The organism is Albimonas pacifica (assembly GCF_900113695.1).
Taxonomy (GTDB): Bacteria; Pseudomonadota; Alphaproteobacteria; order Rhodobacterales; family Rhodobacteraceae; genus Albimonas; species Albimonas pacifica.
Window position 1 is genome coordinate 1 of record NZ_FOQH01000026.1, and the last position, 6,577, is coordinate 6,577.

A 6,577-nucleotide genomic window follows, 5' to 3' on the forward strand; every position below is an offset into this window, starting at 1 on the left:
CGGCTGGCCGAGGCGACCATGCGCAACATCCGCCAGAACCTGTTCTTCGCCTTCGTCTACAACGCGGCCGGCGTTCCCCTGGCCGCGGGCGTTCTTTATCCCGTGTTCGGTGTTCTTCTGTCGCCGGTCGTGGCTGCCGCTGCGATGAGCCTCTCTTCGGTCTCTGTGATTGGAAACGCTCTGAGGCTGCGGACGGTGCGGCTGCACGGCCCGGACTGACCCGGGCAAGGCCAAGGCAGCCGCCGCTCCCGGTCGACGGCGGCGCAGGCGTCACGGCTGCGGGCTCGTCCGCCGCCGGACGTTAAACAGGAGGACTTCTCCATGTACGGCGATGCGATGGGCGGTGGAATGATGGGCTTCGCAATGGGCTACGGCTGGCTGTTCGGCCTGCTGCTGATCGTGCTGGCCGTGCTGGCGATCGCGGCGCTGTTCAAATATCTGCGCAGGCAGGTTCGCCGTCGCCGGGCATCGCCGCTTCGACCTCCTGCGGACATTCGCGTCGCGTCCCTCGAGACGTGAGTAGCAACGAGTTCTTTCGCACGCCGAAAGACGGAGCCGGTGAAGCCGCCGGGCCAAAGGCGCGCAGTCTCCCCCGACCGCCGGGTTAGAAAACCGTGATCGCCAGCGGCGCGAGTCCCGACTGGACGGCTCTCGCTCGGTCGGCCGGCGCGCGCCCCGGTGCGGACCTTCGCGGCGCGCACCATGTGCGTCCGCTCAGGGCCGATCGCGCACGACCAGCCCGTGAGTTCAGATTTCAATGCGCTCCGAGATCTCCATCGCGTCTGCCCGCTCGATCGCGCGACAGCGCACGGTGCTGTCCATTGTCGTGTGTCCCAAGGAGCAACTGCATCGCGCGCAGGTTGCCCGTCTTCTTGTAGATCTGCGCGACCTTCGGGCGGCGCATTGAAGGCGTGCCATACGCGCTTGGCACGAGCCTGATCGACGAGCCCCATTCCTTCAGCAGCCTGGCGTCCTGGCGGGTCGAGATATGCGGCCGATCGTGGAGGCGCCCGGGCCAGAGGAACGCCGAGCCGATCATGGCCGGATCATCGGATGGCTGCAGACAGGCATGACGGCGCCTCCACCGATCCTCCCATCCTCATCGCCTGCCCCTTGCCTGCCGCATCATGATGGCATGGCCAGGCCGCGCCGCTGCGTGGCGACCCTGGCCCAAGCACAAACTGCCGAGCACTGTGCGAATGGCGGTTTCGTGCACGCGCCGGCATCGGCGCCTGCGCCTTGGCATGACTTGCAGGAGGCCTGCCTGGAGGCTGCCTTTCGAATACCCGGCAGCCTCGACGACGAATGCCGCAGGTCAAGCGCCGACGTCGGGAGACGCCAGGGCCCGGCGGCGGGTTCGCGTGCTGCGGGGAACAAGATGGCTTCATGTCTTGCCACCCCGGAGCGCTATCGGGCCGTCCCCAGCAGTGGAACCAGATCGTCCACGGCGGCGCGAAGACGTTCCGTCGGAAATCCACCGAACCCCAGCATCAGGCCCGGCCGCCCGGGAGGGTCGCAGTACATTCGCGAGATCGGCCGGAGCGTCAGCCCGATCGCCTGCGCACTCTCGGCGATGCGAACGTCATCCGTCCCTGTGGGCAGCCAGATCAGGATGTGCATGCCCTGGTCGCTGGGCTGAACCGCGCAACCTTCCGGCAGCCGGGAAGACAGCGCGTCCAGCAACGCCTCGCGACGCTCCGAGTAAAGGCCGCGGATCCGGCGGATGTGGGATTCGAAAAGTCCCTCCCGCATGTATGCGGCGAGCACGTGCTGTTCGGCGGTCGGAGAATGCCGGTCGAGGATCGCGCGGGCGCCCCCGAAGGCGTCGACGAGGAACTCCGGCGCGATCACGTATCCGAGCCGCAGCGAGGGAAAGAGCACCTTGCTGAAGGTGCCGAGATAGACCACCCGCGACGGGCTCAGGCCCTGCAGCGCCGGGAACGGATGCCCTGCGTAGCGCAGCTCGCTGTCGTAGTCGTCCTCGACGATCCATGCTTGGTTGCGCTCGGCCCAACCGATCAGGGCTTGCCGGCGCGCCATGCTCAACGGCATGCCGACCGGATATTGATGCGAGGGCGTGACGAAGGCTGCGCGCGCAGCAGGAGCGAGGGCGACGCCTCGGGCGACGTCGATCCCCTGGTCGTCGACGGGCACGCGATGCGTGCGCAGTTCGAGATCGTCGAGCACCGCGGTCAGTCCGGGATAAGCGGGGTCCTCGGCCCACACCGCATCCCCGCGCGACACGAGCACCCGCCCGGCCATGTAAAGGCCCTGCTGGGTCCCGGAGGTCACGATGACCTGCTCCGCCTCGCAGCGGACGCCGCGAGAGCGCCGGACGTGCTCGGCAATGGCCGCGCGAAGCTCCAGCGTCCCGAAGGGATCGGCGTAGCTCGCCGGCGCAGCTCGCGCCGTCGCCCTCACCCGGTTTCCAAGCCTTCGCCATGCGTCGTCCGGCGCGATGCCCGCCGCCGGAACCGCGACGGCGAACGGAACGTCAGGCTGCGGGACCAGCGTGCGGGAAACCGCCGCCAGCCTGACGGCCGACGGCGGCAGGCGGACCTCCCGGATCTTCGGAGACGCCGAGGCGGAGCCGATGGATGCAATCGGCTCGTCCTCGAGGGCCGACGCGACGCGCGTGCCTGCGCCGACCTTCGCGTCGAGAACCCCCTCGGCGCGAAGCTGGTCGAACGCCTCGACGACGGTCCCCCGCGAGATGCCGAGGGAGGCCGCGAGCGATCGCGTCGACGGAAGTCGATCCCCCGGCGCAAGGGCGCCGGACATGACCGCCTCGCGGAGCCGCCGTGCGAGCTGCCGGCCGATCTGTCCCGCCTCGGGATCGATCGCTCCCAGCGCCGGAACCTCGATTGTCGCGCGCCGCTTCGCCATGGATTAATGGACCGGTGAGATTGGGCCAAAATGGAGCTTATGGACAATCCAATTCAGGCGCATACCCGCGCCTGTCAAGGAGGATCGTCATGTCCCAGCATACCACCAACCCCATGGTTCTGCCCGACGACCTGCCGCGTCCGGAAGACGATGGCGGAGCCGACCACCTGCGCGGTTCGCCGATGCCGGCCATTGCGCTGCCGTCGACGACCGGCCGGATGATCGACCTGTCCAGGCTGAGGGGACGCAGCGTGGTCTACGCCTACCCGATGACCGGCGTGCCGAACGTGGAGCTTCCGGCGGGCTGGAACGACATCCCGGGCGCCCGAGGCTGCACGCCCCAGACGCTGTCGTTTCAGAGCCAGAAGGATGTGTTCGCGACTCTGAGCGCGACGATCTTCGGCCTGAGCACGCAGACGACCGCCTACCAGCAGGAGATGTCGGACCGGCTCGGCCTGTCGTTCCCGATCCTGAGCGACGCCGACCTGAAGCTGACCGAGGCGCTCCGGCTTCCGACGATGACCGTCGAGGGGATGCATCTGATGAAGCGCCTGACCCTCATCCTCCGCGACGGCGTCGTCGAGCACGTGTTCTATCCCGTGTTTCCGCCGGATCGCGCCACCGAGGACGTCGTGGCCTGGCTCCGCAGCCACCCGATGGAGAGCCGGGAGGACGGCGTGGCCGCTTCCGTCGAAATCTACACCACGCCGCACTGCCCGTACTGCCGGATGGCGAAGGAACTCCTGATCCGGAAGGGCGTCGACTTCATCGAACGCGACGTCGACGGCGACTCCAAGGCCGCAGACGAGATGGCCGCGCGCAGCGGCGGCCGCACGGTCCCGCAGATCTTCGTCGGCGGGAAACACATCGGCGGCGCCGTGGATCTCGAGGCCATGGACAGGTCCGGTCGCCTCGACGCCATGCTTGGCGACCCGGAATGACGGCGGCGCCTGGTCGCGTCTTCCATGGTTGGTGGATGGTCGCCGGCTGCCTGCTCGTGGCGGTCGTCGGCTGGTCCCTCGGCGTGTTCGGCATGGGCGTCTACATCCACGCCCTCTCTGAGAAGCGCGGCTTCGCCATCGGCCTGGTCTCCACCGCCGTGACGCTTTCCTATCTGGTCACGGCGGTCTGCCTGGCGGGCGTCGGCGCGGCCATCGTGAGGTTCGGACCGAAGCGCGTGATCGGGGCGGGCGCCGTGGTGACGGCGCTCGCCGTCGCGGGCCTCGCCTTCTGCGTGGAAGCCTGGCAACTGTTCGCCGTCTTCGCCCTGCTGGGGGCCGGGAGATCCTGCCTGTCTCCCACGTCGATCAGCACGACGCTCTCGCCCTGGTTCGAGCGGTTGCAGGGGCGGGCCGTATCCATCGCCCTTCTGGGCGCCAGCGTCGGCGGCATCATCGCGACGCCGCTGCTGCTGCTGGGGATCGACGCCTTCGGCATTCAGACGACATTCGCCCTCGCCGGGGTCGTGTCGGTCGCGGTCCTGGCGCCGGTGGTCCTGTTCGTCTTCAAGACCAGGCCGCAGGACATCGGGCTGCTCCCGGACGGAGCGCCGCACGCGACCGGCGAAGCGCGGCCCCCAGAACGCGTGTGGTCGCGCAGGCACGCCGCAGCGACGCCTCAGTTCCTGTCCGTGCTGGCGGCCTTCTCCATCGGCATGATGGTCCAGATCGGGTTCCTGAGCCATCATGTATCGATCATCTCTCCGGTTTTGGGAGACACGGCCGCGTCCCTCGCCGTGTCTTTGGCCGCGGCGGCGGCGTTCGGCGGAAGGATCGTGCTGGCGCGCGTGGCGGACCAGGTCGATCTGCGCCTCATAGCGGGGGGCGTCCTGCTCGTCGCGGGGGTCTCGCTGGGGGCGATGTCTTTCACGTCGAGCTATGTCGGGCTGCTGTCCACCAGCATCTTCTACGGCCTCACGACGGGCGCCCTGACGACGCTGTCGCCGATCATCGTCCGCCGCGAGTTCGGCGGCGCCTCGTTCGGCGCCGTCTACGGAGTGGCCGCCTCGATCATCGCGATCGCCACAGCTTTCGGCCCGGGCCTGTTCGGAACCCTTCGCGACGCCCTCGGCAGCTACGCTCCGTCCCTGATCATGGCGGCCGGACTCAACTTCGTGGCCGCCGTGGCGATCGTGATCGGCGGTCTGAAGCCGCTGCCGGATCCCATCGAAGCGTAGCGCGCACCCACCGCATCTGAAAGATGACCATGACCTTGTTCACCGGCCTGTCGGCATTCCCGCTCACCCCCATGGACGATGAGGGGCGGCTCGACGCCGACCTTCTGGGACGGACCCTGGATCGCATCGTGACGGCAGGAGCCGATTCCATCGGTCTGCTCGGCAGCACCGGCGGCTACGTCTACCTGACGCCGGAGGAGCGCAAGCGGACGCTCCGGGCCGCCGTCGAATGCGTCGACGGAAGAACGCCGCTGATCGTCGGCGTCGGCGCCCTGCGCACGGATACGGCCGAGGACCTCGCCCGCGACGCGAAGGCGATGGGCGCGGACGGCCTGCTTCTGGCCCCTGTCTCCTACCAGCCGCTGACGGAGGAGGAGGTGTTCCGGCATTTCGAGGCCGTGGCCGGGGACTTGCCCCTGTGCATCTACAACAACCCCGGGACGACCAGGTTCAGCTTCAGCCCAGACCTGATCGCCCGCCTCGCCGAGATCCCGAACGTCGCAGCGGTGAAGATGCCGCTGCCGGCGAACGGCGACTACGCGGGCGAACTGCGTCGCCTGCGAGCCATGACGCCGGGAGGCTTCGCGATCGGCTACAGCGGCGACTGGGGCGCGAAGGACGCGCTGCTCGCTGGCGTCGACAGCTGGTACAGCGTTGCGGCGGGTCTTCTCCCCGGACCCGCCCTGGCGCTCGTGCGCGCCGCGCAGGCGGGGAATGCGGCCGAGGCCGAGCGGATCGATAGCGCCTTTCAGCCCCTGTGGGCGCTGTTCCGCGAGTTCGGGAGCTACAGGGTGATGTTCATGCTCGCCGAGGTCCTGGGCATCGGCCACGCAAGCCCGCCGCGCCCCATCCTGCCGCTGCCGGAGGCGTGTCGCGGTCGCGTCCAAGCCGCTCTTGAGCACCTGGTCGACGTGGTCGGAGATCGAGCGGAGTCGCCGATCTGATCGATGGCGCCAAGGCCACGACCCGAACGTTGCCTCGATCCAGCAGGCGCCCGGACTCGGCCCTTCTCGCCCTGAACGAAATTCACCCTCGCCACGGCCTGCGCAAAAGCCGCCGTCGCCGACTTCGCAGCTGCAGCGGAGATCAAGCTGCCGCGATGAAGGCCCTGAAGCAGGTCTGCACAGCCGACCTTCTCCAGGACCTTCACGCTGCGTGGCGCACGAACGACAGCTTCGGCGACGCCGCTTGGCGGCTTCGGCCCGCAAGCGAGGTTCCGCAATGGGCCGAAACCGGCCCATGCTGCTGAGGGACAGCGCCTCACCTCTCAGCCCATCACCTTCACCCCCACCATCCCGCGCCGCCCGTCCTTTCGCCCCAGCTGCACCACGAGATCGACGGTACGTCGGGCGTACTCCAGCAGCTCCGCGCGGGCCAGCGTGGTTCCCGCGCGCAGGGCCATGCCGGCGAGGCGCTCCAGCGCGAGCTCCGGCGTGTCGGCATGGATCGTGGTGAGCGAGCCCGGATGTCCGGTGTTGATCGCTTCGAGGAAGTCGAAGGCCTCGGGGCCGCGCA

At 68.7% G+C, this 6,577-nt stretch carries 6 protein-coding genes and 2 pseudogenes; 5 read left to right on the forward strand and 3 right to left on the reverse strand.

The features are described from left to right. Both BM064_RS25840 and BM064_RS25845 read left to right on the forward strand, forming a co-directional pair. Positions 1 to 219: pseudogene (locus BM064_RS25840) on the forward strand (copper-transporting ATPase); the annotation flags it as partial. Positions 220 to 321: 102 nt separating this feature from the next. Next, positions 322 to 519, forward strand: coding sequence for a hypothetical protein (locus BM064_RS25845; protein ID WP_092866265.1), 198 nt, complete (start codon positions 322 to 324; stop codon positions 517 to 519). A gap of 228 nt (positions 520 to 747) precedes the next feature. Here the strand turns inward: BM064_RS25845 and BM064_RS25850 are convergent. Further along, positions 748 to 1,051: pseudogene (locus BM064_RS25850) on the reverse strand (site-specific integrase); the annotation flags it as partial. Between the two features lie 356 nt (positions 1,052 to 1,407). Then, positions 1,408 to 2,886, reverse strand: coding sequence for a MocR-like pyridoxine biosynthesis transcription factor PdxR (pdxR, locus tag BM064_RS25855; RefSeq protein ID WP_092866268.1), 1,479 nt, complete (start codon positions 2,884 to 2,886; stop codon positions 1,408 to 1,410). Positions 2,887 to 2,975: 89 nt separating this feature from the next. Between pdxR and grxC the strand changes: the two genes are divergently transcribed. The 3 genes from grxC to BM064_RS25870 are packed head-to-tail and all read left to right on the forward strand — an operon-like array spanning position 2,976 to position 6,006. Then, complete coding sequence (gene grxC, locus BM064_RS28465; protein ID WP_177236405.1) at positions 2,976 to 3,827, forward strand: glutaredoxin 3; 852 nt, start codon at positions 2,976 to 2,978, stop codon at positions 3,825 to 3,827. Continuing rightward, a complete protein-coding gene (locus BM064_RS25865; protein WP_092866271.1) occupies positions 3,824 to 5,062 on the forward strand; it encodes an MFS transporter in 1,239 nt (412 codons plus the stop codon). The genes grxC and BM064_RS25865 overlap by 4 nt, the downstream gene beginning before the upstream one ends. Positions 5,063 to 5,091: 29 nt before the next feature. Then, on the forward strand, positions 5,092 to 6,006 hold the full coding sequence (locus BM064_RS25870) for a dihydrodipicolinate synthase family protein (protein WP_092866274.1): 915 nt from the start codon (positions 5,092 to 5,094) through the stop codon (positions 6,004 to 6,006). Between the two features lie 323 nt (positions 6,007 to 6,329). Here BM064_RS25870 and BM064_RS25875 read toward each other — a convergent pair. After that, positions 6,330 to 6,577, reverse strand: a 248-nt coding sequence (locus tag BM064_RS25875) for an ATPase, T2SS/T4P/T4SS family (protein ID WP_177236406.1), incomplete at its 5' end; no start/stop codon positions are given.